We start from the raw sequence: 19,851 nt of genomic DNA, 5'->3' as shown, positions 1-19,851 counted from the left end.
ACCGGTAGGGACGGGCATGACCACCGTGACCATCTCGGGGAGGGACCGCGTGAGCAGCCCGGCCTTCGAGGAGTTCGTCGCCGCCCGCTCGGCGTCGCTGCTCCGGACCGCCTACCTGCTGACCCGTGACCACGGGCTCGCCGAGGACCTCCTCCAGACGGCTCTCACCAAGGCCTACCTCGCGTGGGGACGCATCGACGGCAACCCGGAGCCCTACGTGCGCCGGGTCCTGGTCAACACCTACGCGTCCTGGTGGCGCCGGAAGTGGCGCGGCGAGCACCCCACGAGCGAGCTGCCCGAGCAGGCCCACCACCCCGACGGCCTCGGCGAGACCGGCGACCTCTGGGACGCCCTCGGCCGGCTGCCCCGGCGGCAGCGCGCCGTCGTGGTGCTCCGCTACTTCGAGGACCTCACCGAGGCCCAGACCGCCGACCTGCTCGGGGTCACCGTCGGCACCGTCAAGAGCCAGACCAGCAAGGCCCTGGCCCGACTTCGCATCGACCCGTCCCTGACCGAGCAGACCCAGGGGCAGACCCAGGGGGAGACCCGATGAACTCGCTGCAGGACCTCCGCCGGACCCTCGTCGCCCATGCCGACACCGTGCACGACGACGGCGCTCACGCGCGCACCGCGATCGTGGGAGACCGCGCCCGCGCCGTACGCCGCAACCGCGCGGTCGCCCTTGCCGGTGCCGCCGCGGCGCTCCTGGCTGCCGTGGTCGTGCCCTCCGTCGTCCTCGACGGCGGCGACCCGGTGCCCGCCGACCGCGAGCTGATCGGCCGCGAGGCACCCGAGACACTGACGTCGCTCGGCTGGAGCTACCGCTTCACCGAGGGCGTCGAGAGCACCGCCGACGACCCGGCCCGGGTCAGGCTCGGGACGTCAGACGTCCCGCGCCTGGTCACCTGGGCCAGCGCCGCCGACGAGGTGGACGTGGCCGTCGACGTGATGGGCTACGGCGGGGTGTCGGAGGCCACCGACTTCGACGACTTCATGCTCGTGCCCGGCGTCGAGCGCGCCCGGATCACGCTGCGTGCGGGCGGTGCACCGGCGGCGCTGGCCGTCTACGAGCTCGACCGCGACGTCGTCCCCGAGGGGATCACCCGGGACGGCCTGACCTGGCGCGAGACGGTGGGCAGCGAGCAGCTGCTCGACGGCACCATCGGCGAGGTCGGCGAGGCGGAGATCACCCTCGAGGTCGAGGTCCCGGAGAGCGAGCGCATCCGCCTGGCCAAGTACTGCGAGGGCCTCTCGGTGGGCGGCGACCTGTGGGTCAACGTATCGGTCGAGGGCCGCTTCAGCGGTGCCCACGGGGGCTGCGGCGACCCCGCGCCGGACCTCGCGGGCGGCAGTGCCAGCTGGCTCGACCCCGAGCACCTGCCCGAGCCCGGCGAGACCGTGAGCATGCGGATGTGGGTGTCCCGCGAGTTCGGGAAGGGGAGCGAGCCGGTCGACGTGGATGACGTCCGGCTGGCGTTCGCCGCCTACGACATGGGCCGACCGGTGACCGACGTCGCCGGGTGGGAGGTCTTCCCGCTGATCGAGCACGAGGGGCACCGCTGGTCGCTGGTGGAGGTCGAGGAGACCACGCGCGGAGCGGGGCGGGTGACCTACACCAACACGGCCGACCACACCGTGCTCGTCGAGGCGTCGATGTCGGGAGCGGGACAGCGCACGGTGGCCTTCCGCGAGCCGCAGGACGGCGGTGAGGACCGCACCGGCTCGGGCAACGGGTCAGGCATGTTCGGGATCCTCCGCCCGGGGCAGCAGGCGTCGCTCGTCGTGCAGGGCGAGCCGAGGCCGACCACCCGGCTCGGGTTCGCGGTCTACGTACGGGCCGACTGACGGATTCCTGCGCGGGTGTCCAGACGTCCCTTGTAGGCTTGGAGACTTGCCGGATTCGGCCGGCACGCTCAGCCCACGGGGAACAGGTACCGCACAGTGACCGATCAGCTCGCCGACCGCGAGATCGAGCGCGAGCAGGCGTTCGTCGACCGCGTCTACGTCCAGCTCCAGCAGTCCACCGCCGCCGCCGCCGAGCTCGCGCGCGAGGGCTACGGCCGCGGCCGGCTCGGCCACGAGGGCGGGCTGGTCGAGCGGGACGCCATGGTCTTCCAGGCCGCCCGCCGGATCGCCCAGCTCGACGCCGCCCACGAGGGCCTGGTCTTCGGGCGCCTCGACCTGAGGGAGGACGTCGACCCCGAGCCGCGCTACATCGGCAGGATCGGGCTGCGCGACGAGAACCGCGACTCCCTGCTCATCGACTGGCGGGCGCCGGCCGCCGCCGTGTTCTACCAGGCGACCGCGGCCACGCCGCAGGCCGTCGTACGCCGCCGCGTGCTGCGGTGCACCGGTCCCCGGGTGGTCGGTGTCGAGGACGAGCTGCTCGACGACTCGGTCGAGACCGACCTGCCGATCGTCGGTGAGGGTGCGTTGATGGCGCAGCTCTCGCGAGCCCGCGACCGCACCATGCACTCCATCGTGGCCACCATCCAGGCCGAGCAGGACCGGGCGATCCGGGCCCCCGCCAAGGGCGTCGTGTCGATCTCCGGAGGCCCCGGGACCGGCAAGACCGTGGTCGCGCTGCATCGCGTGGCCTACCTGCTCTACACCGACCGCCGCCGCTACGAGGGCGGCGGCGTGCTGGTGGTGGGACCCAGTGGTGTCTTCATGCGCTACATCGAGCGGGTGCTGCCCTCCCTGGGTGAGACGGCGGTCGCGCTGCGCTCGCTCGGCGAGGTCGTCGACGGGGTGAAGGCGTCCCGCCACGACGAGCCCGCCGTGGCCGACCTGAAGGGCTCGGCGCGGATGGCCGAGCTGATGCGGCGTACCGCCCGGCACCAGGCACCCGGCAGCCCCACCGAGTTCCGCGTCTTCTGGCGTGACGACCGGATCGTGCTCGACCGCGGCATCCTCGGTCGGCTCCGCCGCCAGCTCATGGGGCACGGCCAGCGCAACCGGCAGCTGCCGCGCGTCGCCAGCACCCTGCTCGACGCGATGTGGAAGCAGGTCCGCGGCGAGCGCGGGCGCGAGCGGGGCCGGGAGGCGTTCGAGGACGAGATGCTCTCGCGCCAGGACTTCGTGGACTTCGCGGTCGCCTGGTGGCCGCCGCTGACGGCCACGGACGTCTTCGGCTGGCTGCGCGACCCCGACGTGCTGGCGCGAGTGTCCGAGGGCGTGCTGACGCCCGAGGAGCAGCGGCTGCTGGCCAAGTCGTGGGCAGGCGACGGGTCGCTGTCGGTCGAGGACGTGGCCCTGGTCGACGAGGTGCGCTACGCGCTCGGCGACGTGCCGGCGCGCCACGAGGACCACCACGAGCTCGACGACCACGTCGGTGGCGACCTGCAGGAGCTGACCACGGCCGCCGACCGCGAGTACGCACCGAGCGGTCGCGCGTGGTCGCCGCCGACCCACCGGATCGAGGACGACGGCTACGCCCACGTCCTGGTCGACGAGGCGCAGGACCTCACCCCGATGCAGTGGCGGATGGTCGGGCGGCGCGGCCGGGCGGCGACCTGGACGATCGTGGGTGACCCCGCGCAGTCGTCCTGGCCGGTCCCCGAAGAGGCGGCGGCAGCCCGCGCGTCCGCGCTCGAGGGGAAGCAGCAGCACGACTTCCACCTCTCCACCAACTACCGCAACAGCTCGGAGATCTACGAGTTCGCGGCGGCGTACGCCCAGCGGGTCGGCCTCGATGCCGACCTCCCTACCGCCGTCCGCTCCACCGGAGTCGAGCCGCGCGTCGTGGAGGGTGCGAGGGACCTCGAGGGGGCCACCCGCGAGGCCGTCACGGACGTGGCGGGCCAGGTGTCGGGCACCGTCGGCATCGTGGTCCCGGCGGCCCGTCGCTCCGAGGTCAACGCGTGGCTCGCGTCCTGGCCGGAGCTGGCCGACGACGCCCCGGGAGCCCGCGCCGCGGTCGACTCGAGCGTCACCCCGTCCGGCACCGACCGGGTCGTCGTCCTCACCGGCCTCGACACCAAGGGCCTGGAGTTCGACGGCATCGTCGTGGTGCGACCGCAGGAGATCGAGGACGAGTCGGCCACCGGCCGCGCCACGCTCTACGTGGTGCTCACCCGCGCCACCCAGCTCCTGACGACCGTCAGCTGACCCGCCCGCCCAACCTCCGGCGCTCGGTGTACGCCGGTCTGGGCTCCCGGGGGTTGAGGTGCGAGGGCCGTCACGGTCCGAGCCTCGAAACGCCCGGGGCTCACGCTGGGCACGGAGACGTTGGTTGAGCTTGTCGAGACCAGGGCCGGTGGTTTCGTGGCTCGCTGCGCTCGCACCTCAACCTCCGGCGAGCGGCGTACGCCGGTCTGGGCTCCCCGGACGTTGAGGTGCGAGGGCCGTCAAGGCCCGAGACTCGAAACGCCCGGGGTCTCCGTGCCGGCTGTCGGTCAAACGTTGGTCGAGCTTGTCGAGACCAGCGCCGGTGGTTTCGTGGCTCGCTGCGCTCGCACCTCAACCTCCGGCGCTGCGCTCGCACCTCAACCTCCGGCGCTGCGCTCGCACCTCAACCTCCGGCGTTGCGCTCGTACCTTGACCTCCGGCGCTGCGCTCGCGCCTCGACCGGCGGCGTGGAGGGAGCGGGTCGGGCCGTAGGGTTCCGCGCATGGCCGAGACGATGACCCCCCGGGCCGATGCCCGCGCCGCGATCGAGGCGGTCCAGGGGCACGAGGCCTGGGCGATCATCCGGCGCTCGACCCGCGCGGGCGACCGCGACACCGTCGGGGTCGTCGGCGGCCGGCGCCGCGTGGTCGAGTCGGTGCTCGAGGTCCCCCTGCAGGACGGCATCCCCGAGCCCGGCCACATCGCCGACACCCTGGTCGCGGTGCCGTTCCGGCAGGTCGCCGAGCGGGGCTTCGAGGCCCACGACGACGGCACCCCGCTGGTGGTGGTCGACGTCGAGACCGAGCTGGAGTTCACCGTCGACGAGGTGGTCGCGGCCATCGACGACACCGGGATCGACTTCGCCGACCGCGGCGGCTTCGACACCGACGACGCGGCGTACGCCGACGTGGTGGCCCGGATCATCGAGGACGAGATCGGTCAGGGCGAGGGCGCCAACCTCGTGGTGGGCCGCCACTACCGCGCCCAGGTCGCCGACTGGGGGGCCGACAAGGCACTGACCGTCTTCCGGCGGCTGCTCGAGCGCGAGCGCGGCGCCTACTGGACCTTCGTGTTCTTCACCGGCGACCGCTACCTGATCGGTGCGAGCCCGGAGCGCCACGTCAGCATCCACGACCAGGACGTCCGGATGAACCCCATCAGCGGCACCTTCCGGATCCCCACCGAGGGCGACGTCCGCGGCCCGCTCCTCGACTTCCTCCGCGACGAGAAGGAGGTCTACGAGCTCTTCATGGTCGTCGACGAGGAGCTCAAGATGATGTGCGACATCTGCCACGAGGGCGGTCAGGTGCTCGGACCGTTCCTCAAGCCGATGAGCCGCCTCGTCCACACCGAGTACCTCCTCGCCGGCCGCACCGACCGCGACCCGCGCCAGGTCCTGCGCGACACCATGTACGCCGCCACCGTGACCGGGTCGCCGGTGGAGAACGCCTGTCGGTTGATCAAGCGCTACGAGGACGAGGGCCGCGGCTACTACGGCGCCGCGCTGGCCCTCTTCGGCCGCGACGAGCAGGGCGGCCCGATGGTCGACAGCCCGATCGTGATCCGCACCGCCGACGTCGACCTCGACGGCCGGCTCACGGTCACCGCGGGTGCCACCCTGGTGCGCGACTCCGACCCGGCGTACGAAGTCGCGGAGACCCACGCCAAGGCCGGGGGCATCCTCGCGGCGTTCGGTCTGGTCCCGCCGGCGCCGGTGCCCCACACCGACCTGACCGAGCTGGTCAACGACGAGGACGTGCTGCTGGCCCTCAACGCCCGCAACCGGCGGCTCTCCACGTTCTGGCTCACCGACCAGGGTGACGCGCTGCCGGTTCCCGGGCTCGCGGGCAAGCGCGTGGTGGTGCTCGACGGCGAGGACGCCTTCGTCAACATGCTGCGCCACGTGCTCGGCGTGCTCGGCATGGAGGTCGACGTCCTGCGTCACGAGCAGTACGCCGACGGCGCCCTCGACGACCACGACCTCGTCATCGTCGGACCCGGTCCGGGTGACCCGCGCGACGGTGACCACCCCAAGATCGCGACGCTGCGCCGCGCGGTCGACCGGTTGCTGGAGCGACGGCAGCCCTTCCTCGCCGTCTGTCTCGGCCACCAGGCGTTGTGCCATCGGCTGGGTCTGTCCCTGGAGTACAAGGACATCGTCTTCCAGGGCACCCAGTCGCCGATCACCCTCGACGGGCGCACCGAGCGGGTCGGCTTCTACAACACCTTCGTCGCCCGGGCCCGTGGCCCGCTGCCCGACGGAGTCGAGGTGGAGGCGGACCCCGAGACCGGCGACGTCCACCTCGTGCGCGGGCCGCACTTCCGGGGCATCCAGTTCCACGCCGAGTCGATCCTCACCGAGCACGGCGCCGACCTCGTCCACGGCCTGGTCCGCGAGCTGATCGGCGCGTAGGGCAGCGACGACCGCCCCGGGCACGTCATGATGGGTGGGTCAGCAGGCCGGGGGGAGACGGATGCGGATCGCGGCACGAGTCGCGCTGGTGTGCACGGTGGTGCTGCTGGTGCTCAGCGGCAGCGCCGGTGGCGGCCGCTCGCCGGTCGACGAGCCCGCCAGCGCGCAGCCCGAGCCGCCCCCGGCCCAGGACCGTCTCGGCGGTGCCGACCTGCGTCCGGCTGACCGGCCCGACATCGTCCTGGTGCTCATGGACGACGTCTCCGTGGAGCTGGTGCGGACGATGCGCCAGGCCGCCGAGATGGCCCGCGAGGGGGCGTCCTACGAGCACTCCTACGTGGTCGACTCCCTGTGCTGCGTGTCGCGGGCCAGCCTGCTGACGGGGCAGTACCCCCACCAGACCGGGGTCCGCACCAACACCGCCAACACCCCCAACCTGGTCGGCCCGCTGGGCGGCTTCGAGGCGTTCGCGACGTACGGCAACGAGGAGCGCAGCGTCAACGTCCGGTTGCAGGACGCGGGCTACACCACCGGCTACATCGGCAAGTTCCTCAACCAGTACGACGGGTGGCCCGACGAGGTGCCGCCGGGCTGGAGCGACTGGCAGGCGGTCCACGCGAGCGCCTACGACGGCTGGGGCTTCGACATCACGGAGTCCACCGACGGTGGTGAGGCGTTCTCCACCTACGTTCCCACGCCCCCGGAGTGGACGAGCCCGGAGGAGAAGGACGCGGCCTACGTCGGCACGGTCATCGCGGACCGGGCGCTGGCCTTCATCCGCGAGCACCGCGACGACGAGGCGCCGTACTTCCTGACCGTCGCCCCGTACGCCGCGCACTCCCGGGTCGGCCCCGAGGGGGCCTATCCCGACGAGCCGGTGTTCCCGCCGGCCTTCCGCGACCGCGCGAGCGAGGGGCGCCCCGGCAACTGCGGCACCGTGCCGTGCTCCGCGCTCGGGCTGGCCGACCTGCCCGGCTACGCCGACGACCAGTCCGACAACGCACCCCGGTGGGCTGACGGGCGCAGGGCCCCGCAGTGGCGGCCGGCAGAGACGGTCCTCACCCCGCGGGGTGCCGTGGCGACGCTGCGGCGCCGGGCCCAGATGGTGCAGTCGATCGACCGGATGCTGCGCGACATCCGCCGGGCGGTGGGCCGCGACACCTACGTGGTGCTCACCTCCGACAACGGCTTCCACATCGGGCAGCACCGGCTCGAGCGGGGGAAGGGCACGCCCTTCACCTCCGACGTCCGGGTGCCGCTGCTGGTCACCGGGCCCGGCGTCGGCGCGGGGGTGCGCCGGGAGGTGGTCTCGAACCTCGACCTCGCCCCCACTGTCGAGGAGCTGGCCGGCTTGCGCCCGGCCCGCTTCCGCTCGGGGGTCTCGCTGGTCCCGACGCTGCGCGACCGGGACCTGGAACGCCGGCGCTTCACCTTCTTCGAGCACACCTGGGCCCGGTCGCTCGGCACCGACCCCGACGCCTTCTACGCCGGCGGGACCATGGACCTGATCCCGTCCTACGTCGCGGTGCGCAGTCGTGACGCACTGCTGGTCCGCTTCGACCTCGACCCGAGCTGGGACGGGGTCGAGCACGCCTACGAGCTCTACGACTACGGCGCGGTCGGGTGGGAGCGCACCAACGCCTACGCCGACCCGCGCCGCCGCGCCACCCTCGCGCTGCTCACCCGCAAGCTGGCCGCCTTCGACCGGTGCGCCACGGTCACCGGCGACACGCCCGTGCCGCCACGCTGTCGTCGTCTGACCCGCTGAGCCGGGCTGGCAGCAACCCCGCTCATCTGGGGGATGCGCCGACTTCTCCGTTCCGCCACCATGAGGACACGGGACGGGGGGAGAGATGCGGCTCCGCGGGCGGCCTTTCACGGTGCCGGCTCTCGCTGTGCTCGCCGGTGGTGTGGTTCTCGCGTTGCCCGCCTCGGCGCCGGGGCCTCCGGCAGTGGGGGAGGCACGGCGGCCTCCGCCGCCGGACATCGTCCTGGTACTGACCGACGACCTGTCGCTCGACCTCGTGCGCACGATGGCCGAGGTGCAACGCATGAGTCGCACCGGCGCGTCGTACCGTCACGCCTACGTCACCGACGCCCGGTGCTGCCCCTCGCGCGCCAGCCTGCTGACAGGTCAGTACCCCCACCAGACGGGCGTCCGGATCAACAACAGCCGGTCGGCGGCGATCCCTGGGCACCTGGGTCCGGTCGGTGGGTGGAAGGCTTTCAGGAAGTTCGGCAGCACGGCGCGCAGCGTCAACGTGCGCCTGCAGCGGGCCGGTTACACGACGGGCTACGTCGGCAAGTACCTCAACCGCTACGAGCCGGAGCTCATCGGGCGACGGATCCCACCGGGCTGGACGCAGTGGGAGGCGGTGTTCGGGACTGCGTACGACGGCTGGGACTTCGCGATGGCCGTCGATCGCGGGCGCGCGTTCGGGGTCCGCCGGGTCGAGGCGCCACCGAAGTGGGCGTCGAACCGGGTCAAGGACCGGGCCTACGTGGGCGCGGTGATCGCCCGACGTGCCTTGGCCTTCATCCGCGCCCACGCCGACCGTAGGAAGCCCTACTTCCTGGTCGTCTCGACCTTCGCGACCCATCCTCGGCTCCCCGACGACCCCGCCTACCCCGGCCTGCCTCGGTTCCCTCCTGCGTTCCGGGACCGGGCAGGGCCGGGGACCCCCGGCAACTGCGGCGCGGTCCGGTGCGACGACCTGACGGTCGACGGCATCGCCGGGTTCCGCGACGACGTGGCAGACAACGTCCCGCTACGCGCCGACGGTCGTCCGGCGCGGCAGTGGCGCACACCGGGCCGCGTGCCCTCTGACCGGCGGGCCACGCGGGTCCTGCGCACGCGTGCCCAGATGGCGCAGTCGGTCGACCGGATGCTGCGCCGGATCCGCAATGCCGTAGGGCCGGACACCTACGTGATCCTCACCTCCGACCACGGCCACCATGTGGGCCAGCACGGCCTGGGGCTCGGCAAGAACGCCCCGTTCCGCTCCGATGTCCAGGTGCCACTCGTGGTGGAAGGTCCCGGTGTCGTCCCAGGCGGTCGCGAGGAGGTCGTCTCCCTCATCGACCTCGCGCCCACCTTCGAGGCGCTGGCCGGACTGCGTCGCGCCCGGTACCGCTCCGGGCTGTCCCTGGTCCCCACCTTCACCGATCCGACGTTGAGTCGCCGCCAGTTCGCGTTCTCGGAGCACGTCGCCGATCCGGGGGCGGCCGGCGGCTCCCGGTCCCGGACCCGGCACGTGCCCTCTCACCTCGCGGTCCGTGACCGGACGGGCCTGCTCGCTCGGTTCGATCTCGACCCCCGGTGGCGCGTACGCCGCTTCGGCTGGGAGTACTACCACTACGGTCAGGTCGCGTGGGAGCAGACCAACGCCTTCGGCGACCCGTCGCACCAGGACCACATCGCAGTGCTCAAGCAGCGACTCCGGATGTTCGATCGGTGCCGGAGCGTCCGGCGCGACGAGAGGGTTCCGGCCGCGTGCCGACGGCTCACCCGTTGACGCGCTGACAGGCGGACCTGCGGGGACCGGGACGTGAAGGGGTGCAGGATGAGCGCGCGCAGGAGTGGAGGACACGTGCGGATCGCGGGACGCTGGGTGCTGGCGCTGGTCGTGCTGCTCCTGCCGGGTCTGCTCCTGCTGACCCCCGGGACACCCACGTCGCAGACCGAGGCCGCGGCCGCACCGGCCGAGCCCCGTCGCCCGAGCATCGTGCTCGTGGTCGCCGACGACATGTCGATGGATCTGCTGCGCACGATGGCCGAGGCCAGGCGGATGGCGCGGCGCGGCGCGTCCTACCGGCACTCGTTCGTGGTCGACTCCACCTGCTGTCCCTCGCGCGCGAGCCTGCTGACCGGGCAGTACCCCCACCAGACGGGGGTGCTCACCAACGTGGCGCGGCTGCCCGGCGTGCCTCGGGGCGCGGGTCCGATCGGCGGGTGGTCGGCGTTCCGCAAGTACGGCAACGTCCGCCGCAGCGTGAGCCGCCGCCTCCAGGACGCGGGCTGGACCACCGGCTACGTCGGCAAGTACCTCAACCAGTACGAGCCCCAGATCGTCAGCCGCAAGGTCCCCGACGGCTGGTCGCGCTGGGAGCCGGTCTTCGGTGACGCCTACGACGGCTGGGACTTCCGGATGGCGCGCGACCGGGGTGACCGGTGGCAGGTCAGGAAGGTGCCTGCTCCGCCGCGGTCGGCCAGCACCCGCCGGAAGGACGCCGCCTATGCCGGCACGGTGATCGCCGACCGGGCGCTGGCCTTCATCCGCGACCACCGCGACGACCCCGACCCCTACTTCCTGCTGGTCGCTCCCTACGCACCCCACGGCCGGATCAACCCCCGGACGGCGTACGCCGGTGAACCGCTGTTCCCGCCGGCGTTCCGCGACCGGTCCCGCGGCGGGCGGGCGGGCAACTGCGGCCGCGTGAGGTGCGACCGGATCGGGATCTCCGCCCTCCGTGGCTTCGGCGACAGCCAGCGCGACAACGTGCCGCGACGGGCCGACGGGTCACGGGCCCGGCAGTGGCGCACCCTCAAGCCGCTGATCCGCCGCTCGGCCGCCCGTGGCTTCCTGCGGACCCGCGCCCAGATGGTGCAGTCGATCGACCGGATGCTGCGGCGGATCCGCCGGGCCGTGGGTCCGGACACCTACGTCGTGTTCACCTCCGACAACGGCTTCCACATCGGTCAGCACGGCCTGCTGCCCGGCAAGGGCAGTCCCTTCGACTCCGACGTCCGGGTGCCGCTGCTCGTCACCGGGCCGGGGGTGCGGCCGGGTGCTCGGAAGGAGGTCGTGTCCAACCTCGACCTGGCCCCGACGCTCGAGGAGCTCGCCGGCCTCGCGCCGACGGCCTACCGCGCGGGCCGCTCCTTGGCCCCGACGTTCGGTGACCGCAGGATCGACCGGCGTCGCTTCACCTTCTTCGAGCACCTCTGGGCGGCGCCGGAGCAGGACCGGGCCGATCCGCGGGTGCTGGCGCGCGGGGGCCCCTTCGTGGTGCTGCCGTCCTACATCGCGGTCCGCAGCCGCCACGCGCTGCTGGTGCGCTGGGACCTCGACCGCAGCTGGCGGCGTCGCAGCCACGCATGGGAGTTCTACGACTACCGCCGGGTGCCCTGGGAGCGGACCAACGGCTACGGCAAGAAGCGCTACCGCGAGCAGATCGCCTCTCTCACGCGCAGGTTGCGGGCCTTCGAGCGGTGCACCGCGACCTACCGACGGGGGCAGGCGGTTCCCCAGCGCTGCCACGACCTGACCCGCTGATCGCTTGTACGTTGTCCCGGTGGCCGCCCCGGACGTCGTGGTCGTGGACCACCACGACTCCTACACGTGGAACCTGGTGCACCTCGTCGCGACCGTCACCGGCGTCCTCCCGACGGTCGTGCAGCACGACGAGGCCACGGTCGAGGAGGTGCTGGCCCACAGCCACGTGGTGCTGTCCCCGGGTCCGGGCCACCCGGGCGACCCGGTCGACTTCGCGGTCGGCCGCGAGGTGCTGCTGGCCGGGACGCGGCCGGTGCTGGGGGTCTGCCTCGGGATGCAGGGGATGGTGACGGCCTTCGGCGGCACGGTCGACCGCGACGTACCCGCCCACGGCGAGGTCTCGGAGATCGAGCACGACGGGGCGGGCGTCTTCTCTGGCCTGCCGCAGCGTTTCCGCGCGGTCCGCTACCACTCGCTGCAGGGGGTGGTGCTCCCCGACGTGCTGGTGCGCACGGCGAGCGCGGGAGGCGCGCTGATGGGGGTCCGCCACGTCGACCTCCCGCTGGAGGGCGTGCAGTTCCACCCCGAGTCGGTCCTGTCCGAGCACGGCGAGGCGCTGGTGCGCAACTTCCTCGAGGGCGCCCGATGACGGGACCGACGGACTACTTCCGCGAGGTGGCGTCGCGGCACCCGCGCTGCTTCTGGCTCGACGGCGGCGGGGCGCGCGACTGGTCCGGCCGCCGCTCGATCATCGGCCACCTCGAGGACGACGACGTGTCGCTGAGCTACGACGCCGTTCGCCGGCAGGTGACCCGCCACCTGGCCGGCCGGGCGGAGGTGGTCGGCGACGACGTCTTCGCGGTGCTGGCCGCGGAGATGGCCGCCGGCGATCCGGGGGACCAGTGGTTCGGGTGGTTCGGCTACGCGTGCCGGCCCGACCTGCCGGCGCGGACCGGTGGGCCGGTGCCGGATGCCGTGTGGCTGCGACCGCGCCACGTCCGCCTCTTCGACCACGACGGAGGCGCCCAGCCGGAGGCCCGGGGGGCGGCCGCGACGAGCCACGGGACCCCGGAACCCGCTCCGGCCGACTACACCGCCGCCTTCGACCGCGTGCAGGAGCACCTCCACGCCGGCAACACCTACGAGGTCAACCTGACCTACCGCGACACGATCAGCAGCGACCTCGACCCCGCCGAGGCCTACCTGCGGCTGCGGTCGCTCAACCCCGCGCCGTACGCCGGCTTCCTCCAGCACGACGTGCCGGGTGCCCGCGGCTGGCTGCTCAGCTCCAGCCCCGAGCGCTACGCCCTGGTGACCGCCGACCGGGTCCTGGAGACCAAGCCGATCAAGGGCACCACCCCACGCGGCGGCACGCCGGAGCAGGACGAGGAGCTCCGCCGGTCGCTGGCGACGGACCCCCGGTTCCGGGCCGAGAACCTGATGATCGTCGACCTCCTCCGCAACGACGTGTCGATGGTCAGCGAGCCGGGCTCCGTCGAGGTGCCGGCCCTGATGCAGGTCGAGTCCTACGAGAACGTCCACCAGCTCGTGAGCACGGTCCGGGGCCGGCTGCGCCCCGAGGTCACCACCCTGGCGGCCCTCCGCGCGCTCTTCCCCGCCGGCTCGATGACCGGCGCTCCCAAGCTGCGCACCATGCAGGTGATCGAGGAGGTCGAGGCCACCCCTCGCTCGGCGTACGCCGGGGCGTTCGGCTGGATCGCTGCCGACGGCCGGGCCGACCTGGGTGTGGTGATCCGCAGCCTCCTCACCGGTGGCGACGGCACCTGGACGCTGGGCACCGGCGGCGGCATCACCGTCCACTCGACCGTGACCGACGAGTGGGCCGAGTCGGTCTGGAAGGCCGACCGGCTGCGCCGGGTCTTCCGCGACCGCGGGGCGAGGTGACACCGGGTCCCGGTTCCCGATGACTGGGGCGGCGGACCCGTGGGCGCCGGTCAGTGCGCGTGCCCAGGACTCCGTGGCAGCCGGTCCGGAGCGGTGTCACCGGGCTCGGTCACCAGGAACTGCCCCATCATCCCGAGGTCCTCGTGCCGCAGCGTGTGGCAGTGGAACATGTAGGGCCACCGTGTCGAGGTGTAGTCCTCGAACCTCAGGACGATCCGCACCGTCTCCTGCGGGCGCACCCAGATCGTGTCCTTCCGTCCGGAGAGCTCGGGGGGCGGGGGCTCACCATCGACGTCCAGGACCCGGAACTGCACGTCGTGGACGTGGAAGTTGTGACTGCCGCCGTCGAGGTTCGTGACCTCCCAGATCTCGGTGTCACCGACGACGCTCCGGTGGTCGACGCGGCCCATGTCCATGCTGAGGCCGTTGATCGAGAACCCGGACAGCTCGAAGGTCCTGGTGCGTGTGGCATCGGCCTCGTCGAGGGTGGGCTGCGTGACGAGCCGCCGCGGCAGTGGTCGTGACGGGGTGAGCCTGTCGGCCGCCCGCAGCTGCAGGAGGTCGAGGCGGTCGATGCCGCCGGCCATCCGGTCACGGGTGTCGGAGGGCCCGGACCGCAGCACCCGACGTTCACCGGGCTCGAGCGCCACCACGATCTCGGCGCGCTCGCCGACGGAGAGCTGCAGCCTGGTCAGGGTCACCGGGGCCTCCAGGAGTCCACCGTCGCCGGCCACCATCTCGAAGCTGCTGCCGTCGTCGAGGGCCAGCGCGTACGGGCGGGCGTTGGAGGCGTTCACGACGCGCAGCCGCACCAGCTCGGTGGTCACGTCGAGGTAGGGCCCCACCGTGCCGTTGACCACGACCGTGTCTCCGGTGAGACCCGCCGACTGGAACACCGAGGGGTCCTCGTCGAGCGAGCCGTCGTCGTCGAGCTGCTTGTCCTGGAGGATCACCGGGACGTCGTCGACGCCGTACTCCTGCGGCAGGCCCAGGCGGAGGCTCTCCGGGTCGTCGAGGATGAACATGCCGGCCACGCCGCGGTAGACGTGCCGGGCCGTCGCGCCGTGGGGGTGCGGGTGGTACCAGAGCGTCGCGGCGGGCTGGTCGATGCGCCAGTGGGGTTCCCACGTCGCGCCCGTCCGGACCGGCTGGTGGGGCCCGCCGTCCATCTGGGCCGGGAGGTGCATGCCGTGCCAGTGGAGGCTGCTGTCCTCGGGGAGGTCGTTGTGGACCCGGACCCGGACCCGCTCCCCCCGGTGAGCCCGCAAGGTGGGTCCGAGGTAGTCGCCGTTGACTCCCCAGGTGGGGGTGCTGCCCCGGCCGAAGTCGCTCGTGCCCTCCTGGAGCCGCAGGTCGAAGACCCGCTCGCCGCCGACGACCGAGGACTCGACCAGTGGCGGAACCGCCAGGGGCCGCCGGAAGTCCACCGACCCCGCCGTGTCGACGGGCACCGTGAACCACGCCCAGGCCGCGAAGACAGCGACACCGAGAGCTCCGAGCAGTGCGAGCGCGACCAGGCGCAGGAGCCATCGCACCCACGCCGACCGTCGTCGGGGGAGTGCCTGCCGAGTCACCACGCCTGCTCCGACCGACGTGGCTCGTGGTCGTAGAGCCAGTCCTGCCGCGTGTCGCCGGCAGCCCGGCGCAGCAGCGTGGGAAGCAGTGCATCGCGCAGGGCGGCCCCGATCCGGCTGGTCGGCACCCGCTTGCGTCGGTCGATGGCCGCGGCATGGGCGACGATCGCCTCGACGCGCTCGCGCCGCCCGCGCTCGTAGGCGGTGAACGCGTCGAGTGGGCACGTCCAGTCCCTGAGGGCAGCGGCGAGCTCGCCGGCGTCCTCGAGGGCGAGCGATGCTCCCTGCCCGGCCGAGGGACTCGTGGCGTGGACGGCGTCCCCGGCCAGCACCACCCGTCCCCGCGACCAGCGCGACACCGTGTCGAGCCGGAAGATCGGGTAGGCCCGGAGCTCGGCCCGGGTGTGCGCGAGGATCTGCGGCACCGGGCAGGGGTCGTCGGCGTGCAGGTCCCGCAACCTCGACAACAACGCTGCGCTGCCGATCGCTGACTCGTCGGGCGAGGGTGGCGCGGCCGCCGACAGGTTGGCGAACCAGTAGCAGGTGGCGTCGTCGCGGACCAGGTAGCCGAAGAAGGCCCGTCTCCCGAACACCACGTGCTGACGACCCGGTGTGGGACCCAGCCCGGGGACGACCGAGAACCCGCCGGTGCCCAGCAGGCCGGTGAACGCCGGCCGCGCCTCCGGGGCCACGTAGCGGCGGGCGACGGAGCCCACCCCGTCGGCGCCGATCACGACGTCGGCCTCCTCGGTGCTCCCGTCGGCCAGCGTCACCGCCGCGACCCCTTCCCCCGCGGTCACGGACGCCACACGCTGTCCGCGACGGAGCTCGACGCCGGAGCGCTCCGCGCCCTCGTGGAGCACCCGCTGCAGCCAGCTCCGGCGTACGACGACTCCGCCGTCGGCCGGTCGCCCAGCCGGACCCGTGGGCACGACTCCCAGCTGCTTGCCGCCGCTGCCCCACATGACCAGCGACGGCGCCGGGTGGGCATCCTCGAGCAGCCGGTCCTCGAGACAGAGCATCCGCAGGATGCGGCGCCCGTTGACGGCCAGGCTGAGGAACAGGCCTTCCTCGTCCTCCGTGCCGGGGCGATCGTCCAGGACCAGTGCCTCCCACCCCGTCGCGGTCAGCAGCTGTGCGACGGCCGGGCCGGCGATGCCACCGCCGACCACCAGTGCTCTCGGCATGTCTTCCCCTAGGATCAGTGCGCGCTTCATGAGCGTCTCGTAATCAGTATCTCTCTGTTTCAGAGACAATATCAGAGGTGACCCATGCCCCACCGCCGGCAGCTGCACCAGGAGTACGCGGCCGTGATGCGTGAGCTGATGGCGAGCGCCGTCTTCTTCCAGGACGCGGTGGCTCGCGCCGCGGGCCTCAACAGCACCGATCTGCAGGCACTCGGCGTGCTGGTGCGGGAAGGCCCGCTGTCGCCCGGCGAGCTGGCGCGACGCACGGGCATCACGGCCGGCGGCGCCATCACCTTGCTGGTGGATCGCCTCGAGGCCGCTGGGTTCGCCCACCGGAGTCGGGACGACCGCGACCGGCGCAGGGTGCGGATCACCGCCGACGAGGAGCAGGTCGACCGGCGGCTGGCCCCGCTCTACGAGGGGGTGGGCCGCGAGTGGGACGACTACCTCAAGACGTTGACACCGGACGAGCTCGCGGCCGGCATCGCGCAGCTGCGTTCCGCGGTGGAGATCAACCGGGTCCAGACGCAGAAGATGGCGGGGGAGTGACGAGGTCCGGTTCGGGTCAGCCCGGTCCGACCGTCCCCACCGCGGCCCACGCCCGCGCGCTGATCTCGATCGGGCCTGCGCCGAGGTCCTCGGCGCAGGCCTGGCGCACTGCCTCGAGCTGCGTGTCGGAGAGTCCACGGATGAAGTCGCCGACCGGCCCGACCCCGTGGGTGTAGGGCTCCCACCACTCCTCGAACGTCGCGTGCGACACCGTGATGTCGAGGGCCGTCTCCTCCACCGCGTCGAGCCCGGCCTCCCGGAACAGGGACCCGAGGTCGCCCTCGTTGGCGCCGGGCACGTGGCCCTGCCTGGGGGCATCGGCGACCCGGGACGCGGATCGCGTCAGCGCCGCGAGCGGGCCGCGACCGGTGCCGTGGTCCCACACGCACGCTGCCACCACGCCTCCGGGGGCCGTCACCCGTGCCATCTCGGCGAGGCCACGGACCGGGTCGCTCATGAAGTGCACGACCAGCTGAGCCACGGCGGCCTCGAACTCCCCGTCGGCGAACGGCAGCGACTCCGCCACCCCCTCGCGCACGTCCACCGTCGGGAACCGCTCCCGGGCGGCAGCCACGAACGGCGGCGACGGGTCGACCGCAGCCACGTGTGCCTCGCCGAGCCGTGCCACCAGGACCCCGGTGAGGGCGCCCGGCCCGCAACCCACGTCCAGCACCCGCTGACCGGGCTCCACCCGGGCCAGGTCGGCGAAGAGCGGGGCGAGCGGCGCGGCGTACCGCCCCATGAAGCGGTCGTACGCCGAGGCGGCGACGTCGAAGCTCATGCCGTGACCTCCACGGGTGCGGGGTCCTCGGACGGGCTGCCGGGCAGCCGCACCACGAAGCGGGCCCCACCGCCGGGGGCGTCCCCGGCCGTGACACTACCGGAGTGGCGCTCCACCACCTGGGCGACGATCGCCAGGCCGAGGCCGGAGCCCGGTAGCGACCGGGACTCCTCGGCCCTCCAGAACCGCTCGAACACGTGGGGCAGGTCGGCGTCGGCGATGCCCGGGCCCGCGTCGTCGACGACGAGCGCGCCGTCACGCAGCCGGACGGTGACCGTGCCCTCGGGTGGGCTCCACTTCGCGGCGTTGTCGAGCAGGTTCGTGACCGCCCGCTCCAGGGCGGCCGCGTCGCCCACGACCCACCAGTGGTCGGTGTCGACGTCGAAGCCGAGACCGGGCGCGCGGCGGCGTACCCGCGCCAGCGCGCGGTCGACCACCTCGTCGAGGTCGACCCGCTCCACCACGGGGGTCAGGTGCTCGTCGCGGGCCAGCTCCACCAGGTCCCCGATCAGCGTCGTCAGCTCCTCGATCTGGGCGCGGACGTCGGCGAGCAGCTCGCCGCGCGCGGTCTCGGGCAGGTCCTGCCCGGCTTGCGCGAGCAGGTCGAGGTTGGTCCGCAGCGAGGTCAGCGGCGTCCGCAGCTCGTGGCCGGCGTCGGCGACCAGCTGGCGCTGCCGGTCGCGGGACGCGGCGAGGGCGGTGAGCAGCTCGTTGAACGCCGCCGCCAGCCGGGCGATCTCGTCGTCACCCTCCACCGGCAGGGGTCGCAGGTCCTGGGTCCGCGCGATCTCCTCGACCTCCGCGGTCAGCCGACGCACCGGGCGCAACCCGTTGCGGGCGACGGCCCAGCCGGCGGCCCCGGCCGCGATCACGCCCGCGGCTCCGAAGAAGAGCATGACGAAGCCGAGCTTGGTGAGGGTCTGCAGCTGGGGCTCCAGGGACTGCGCCAGCACCAGGGCCTGCCCCGGCGACCGGGCGGGAACGGCGACGACGCGGAAGCGCTCGCCGTCCTCCGCGACCAACGTCCGGATGCTGGTGTCGCTGTCGCGCTGCGCCACGTCGAACTCGGGTTCGCCGAGCCGGATCGGCGGGAACCGGTCGAAGGTCTGGTAGCGCTGGTCGGAGGTGATGTAGATGATCCGGATGTCGGCGGCACCCAGCGCCCACGACGGCACCTGGGCATCCAGCGGGATGCCGCTGAACGCCGCCTTCTCGGCGCGGTCGAGCAACGACTCGTCCAGGCTCGCCTGCATCTGCATCCGGGCGGTCATGAAGGCTGCGAAGGCGACGCCGGCGACGGCGAGACCCACGGCGATCGTGGTGAGCCAGATGACGCGGCTGGCCAGCGAGCGCCGGTAGTGCCAGCGAGGCTCGACGGCGCCCATGGTCACGGCGCCTTGAGGACGTAGCCGACGCCGCGGACGGTGTGGATCAGCCGCGGCTCGCCCTCCGCCTCGGTCTTGCGCCGCAGGTAGCCGACGTAGACCTCCAGCGAGTTGGCGGTGGTCGGGAAGTCGTACCCCCAGACCTCCTCGAGGATGAAGGAGCGTTCGAGGACGCGCCGCGGCCGCCGCAGGAAGAGCTCCAGCAGCGTGAACTCCGTGCGCGTCAGCTCGATGGTGCGCTCGCCACGGCGCACCTCGCGGGTCGCGATGTCCATCGACAGGTCGGCGAAGGTGAGCACCTCGTCGGGCTCGTCCTCGGGCACGACCCGGCGCAGCAGCGCGCGCAGCCGGGCCAGCAGCTCTGCCAGCGCGAACGGCTTGGTGAGGTAGTCGTCGGCGCCGGCGTCCAGCCCCTCGACGCGGTCTCCGACGGCGTCGCGCGCGGTCAGCACCAGGATCGGCAGGTCGTGCCCCACGGCCCGCATCGCGCGCGTGGCCTCGACCCCGTCGAGGCGCGGCATCATCACGTCCATGATCACGACGTCGGGCTGCGCGGTCGCGATGCCGGCCAGCGCCTCGGCGCCGTCGGCGGCCAGGGAGACGTCGAACCCGTTGAACTCCAGGGATCGCCGCAGCGACTCCCGCACCGCCTTGTCGTCGTCGACGACGAGGACGCGGGGGCGGGCGGACGGGTTCACGCGCCTACTGTGCCAGCAACGCCTGAGCGGTCA

General features: G+C 73.0%; 15 protein-coding genes. 10 read left to right on the top strand and 5 right to left on the bottom strand.

The annotated features are described in order from the left end of the window. The first annotated feature begins 16 nt into the window (after positions 1-16). The 9 genes from K6T13_RS16435 to K6T13_RS16395 all read left to right on the top strand — a co-directional run bounded on the left by K6T13_RS16435 (position 17) and on the right by K6T13_RS16395 (position 13,644). The gene (locus K6T13_RS16435; protein ID WP_222895595.1) at positions 17-553 is read left to right on the top strand and encodes a SigE family RNA polymerase sigma factor; all 537 of its coding nucleotides are present in this window, start codon (positions 17-19) and stop codon (positions 551-553) included. After that, positions 550-1,845: a hypothetical protein gene (locus tag K6T13_RS16430; protein WP_222895594.1), complete on the top strand. Its 1,296-nt coding sequence runs from the start codon at positions 550-552 to the stop codon at positions 1,843-1,845. The genes K6T13_RS16435 and K6T13_RS16430 overlap by 4 nt, the downstream gene beginning before the upstream one ends. A 96-nt stretch (positions 1,846-1,941) precedes the next feature. Then, positions 1,942-4,110: a HelD family protein gene (locus K6T13_RS16425; protein ID WP_222895593.1), complete on the top strand. Its 2,169-nt coding sequence runs from the start codon at positions 1,942-1,944 to the stop codon at positions 4,108-4,110. Between the two features lie 502 nt (positions 4,111-4,612). Further along, positions 4,613-6,523 (top strand): anthranilate synthase family protein, encoded by a 1,911-nt coding sequence (locus tag K6T13_RS16420; protein WP_249423835.1) that lies wholly within the window; start codon positions 4,613-4,615, stop codon positions 6,521-6,523. Positions 6,524-6,584: 61 nt separating this feature from the next. After that, positions 6,585-8,291 (top strand): sulfatase-like hydrolase/transferase, encoded by a 1,707-nt coding sequence (locus K6T13_RS16415; protein WP_222895592.1) that lies wholly within the window; start codon positions 6,585-6,587, stop codon positions 8,289-8,291. Positions 8,292-8,376: 85 nt separating this feature from the next. Further along, entirely contained in the window at positions 8,377-10,038 is a 1,662-nt protein-coding gene (locus tag K6T13_RS16410) for a sulfatase-like hydrolase/transferase (protein WP_283247932.1), read from the top strand. A 48-nt stretch (positions 10,039-10,086) separates the two neighbouring features. Further along, positions 10,087-11,799 (top strand): sulfatase-like hydrolase/transferase, encoded by a 1,713-nt coding sequence (locus K6T13_RS16405; protein ID WP_222895590.1) that lies wholly within the window; start codon positions 10,087-10,089, stop codon positions 11,797-11,799. A 19-nt stretch (positions 11,800-11,818) separates the two neighbouring features. Then, positions 11,819-12,388, top strand: coding sequence for an anthranilate synthase component II (locus tag K6T13_RS16400; protein WP_222895589.1), 570 nt, complete (start codon positions 11,819-11,821; stop codon positions 12,386-12,388). Next, positions 12,385-13,644 carry an anthranilate synthase component I family protein gene (locus K6T13_RS16395; protein WP_222895588.1) on the top strand — a complete coding sequence of 420 codons (1,260 nt, stop codon included), beginning with the start codon at positions 12,385-12,387 and terminating at the stop codon, positions 13,642-13,644. Before K6T13_RS16400 ends, K6T13_RS16395 begins: the two co-directional genes overlap by 4 nt. Positions 13,645-13,694: 50 nt before the next feature. On the opposite strand, the gene K6T13_RS16390 is transcribed toward K6T13_RS16395, so the two are convergent. Then, complete coding sequence (locus K6T13_RS16390) at positions 13,695-15,179, bottom strand: multicopper oxidase family protein (protein WP_222895587.1); 1,485 nt, start codon at positions 15,177-15,179, stop codon at positions 13,695-13,697. A gap of 35 nt (positions 15,180-15,214) precedes the next feature. Beyond that, positions 15,215-16,405 (bottom strand): FAD-dependent oxidoreductase, encoded by a 1,191-nt coding sequence (locus K6T13_RS16385; protein ID WP_222895586.1) that lies wholly within the window; start codon positions 16,403-16,405, stop codon positions 15,215-15,217. Between the two features lie 84 nt (positions 16,406-16,489). Here K6T13_RS16385 and K6T13_RS16380 point away from each other — a divergent pair, with 84 nt between their 5' ends. Further along, entirely contained in the window at positions 16,490-16,954 is a 465-nt protein-coding gene (locus K6T13_RS16380) for a MarR family transcriptional regulator (RefSeq protein ID WP_222895585.1), read from the top strand. 16 nt (positions 16,955-16,970) lie between these two features. Here the strand turns inward: K6T13_RS16380 and K6T13_RS16375 are convergent, their stop codons facing one another. The 3 genes from K6T13_RS16375 to K6T13_RS16365 are packed head-to-tail and all read right to left on the bottom strand — an operon-like array spanning position 16,971 to position 19,818. After that, the gene (locus K6T13_RS16375) at positions 16,971-17,735 is read right to left on the bottom strand and encodes a class I SAM-dependent methyltransferase (RefSeq protein WP_222895584.1); all 765 of its coding nucleotides are present in this window, start codon (positions 17,733-17,735) and stop codon (positions 16,971-16,973) included. Next, complete coding sequence (locus K6T13_RS16370; RefSeq protein WP_222895583.1) at positions 17,732-19,120, bottom strand: HAMP domain-containing sensor histidine kinase; 1,389 nt, start codon at positions 19,118-19,120, stop codon at positions 17,732-17,734. Before K6T13_RS16370 ends, K6T13_RS16375 begins: the two co-directional genes overlap by 4 nt. Before the next feature lie 2 nt (positions 19,121-19,122). Further along, entirely contained in the window at positions 19,123-19,818 is a 696-nt protein-coding gene (locus tag K6T13_RS16365) for a response regulator transcription factor (protein WP_222895582.1), read from the bottom strand. Positions 19,819-19,851 lie beyond the last annotated feature (33 nt).

Source organism: Nocardioides coralli, assembly GCF_019880385.1.
Taxonomy (GTDB): domain Bacteria; phylum Actinomycetota; class Actinomycetes; order Propionibacteriales; family Nocardioidaceae; genus Nocardioides; species Nocardioides coralli.
Note: the sequence above shows the minus strand (reverse complement) of the source record. Positions and strands in the feature narration are given on the sequence as shown.

Bases quoted from the DNA above. Each gene is read 5' to 3' on its own strand.
- K6T13_RS16435 (WP_222895595.1), top strand. From the start codon at position 17: ATGACCACCGTGACCATCTCGGGGAGGGACCGCGTGAGCAGCCCGGCC.
- K6T13_RS16380 (WP_222895585.1), top strand. From the start codon at position 16,490: ATGCCCCACCGCCGGCAGCTGCACCAGGAGTACGCGGCCGTGATGCGT.
- K6T13_RS16420 (WP_249423835.1), top strand. From the start codon at position 4,613: ATGGCCGAGACGATGACCCCCCGGGCCGATGCCCGCGCCGCGATCGAG.
- K6T13_RS16430 (WP_222895594.1), top strand. From the start codon at position 550: ATGAACTCGCTGCAGGACCTCCGCCGGACCCTCGTCGCCCATGCCGAC.
- K6T13_RS16415 (WP_222895592.1), top strand. From the start codon at position 6,585: ATGCGGATCGCGGCACGAGTCGCGCTGGTGTGCACGGTGGTGCTGCTG.
- K6T13_RS16405 (WP_222895590.1), top strand. From the start codon at position 10,087: ATGAGCGCGCGCAGGAGTGGAGGACACGTGCGGATCGCGGGACGCTGG.
- K6T13_RS16385 (WP_222895586.1), bottom strand. From the start codon at position 16,405: ATGCCGAGAGCACTGGTGGTCGGCGGTGGCATCGCCGGCCCGGCCGTC.
- K6T13_RS16410 (WP_283247932.1), top strand. From the start codon at position 8,377: ATGCGGCTCCGCGGGCGGCCTTTCACGGTGCCGGCTCTCGCTGTGCTC.
- K6T13_RS16370 (WP_222895583.1), bottom strand. From the start codon at position 19,120: ATGGGCGCCGTCGAGCCTCGCTGGCACTACCGGCGCTCGCTGGCCAGC.
- K6T13_RS16375 (WP_222895584.1), bottom strand. From the start codon at position 17,735: ATGAGCTTCGACGTCGCCGCCTCGGCGTACGACCGCTTCATGGGGCGG.
- K6T13_RS16395 (WP_222895588.1), top strand. From the start codon at position 12,385: ATGACGGGACCGACGGACTACTTCCGCGAGGTGGCGTCGCGGCACCCG.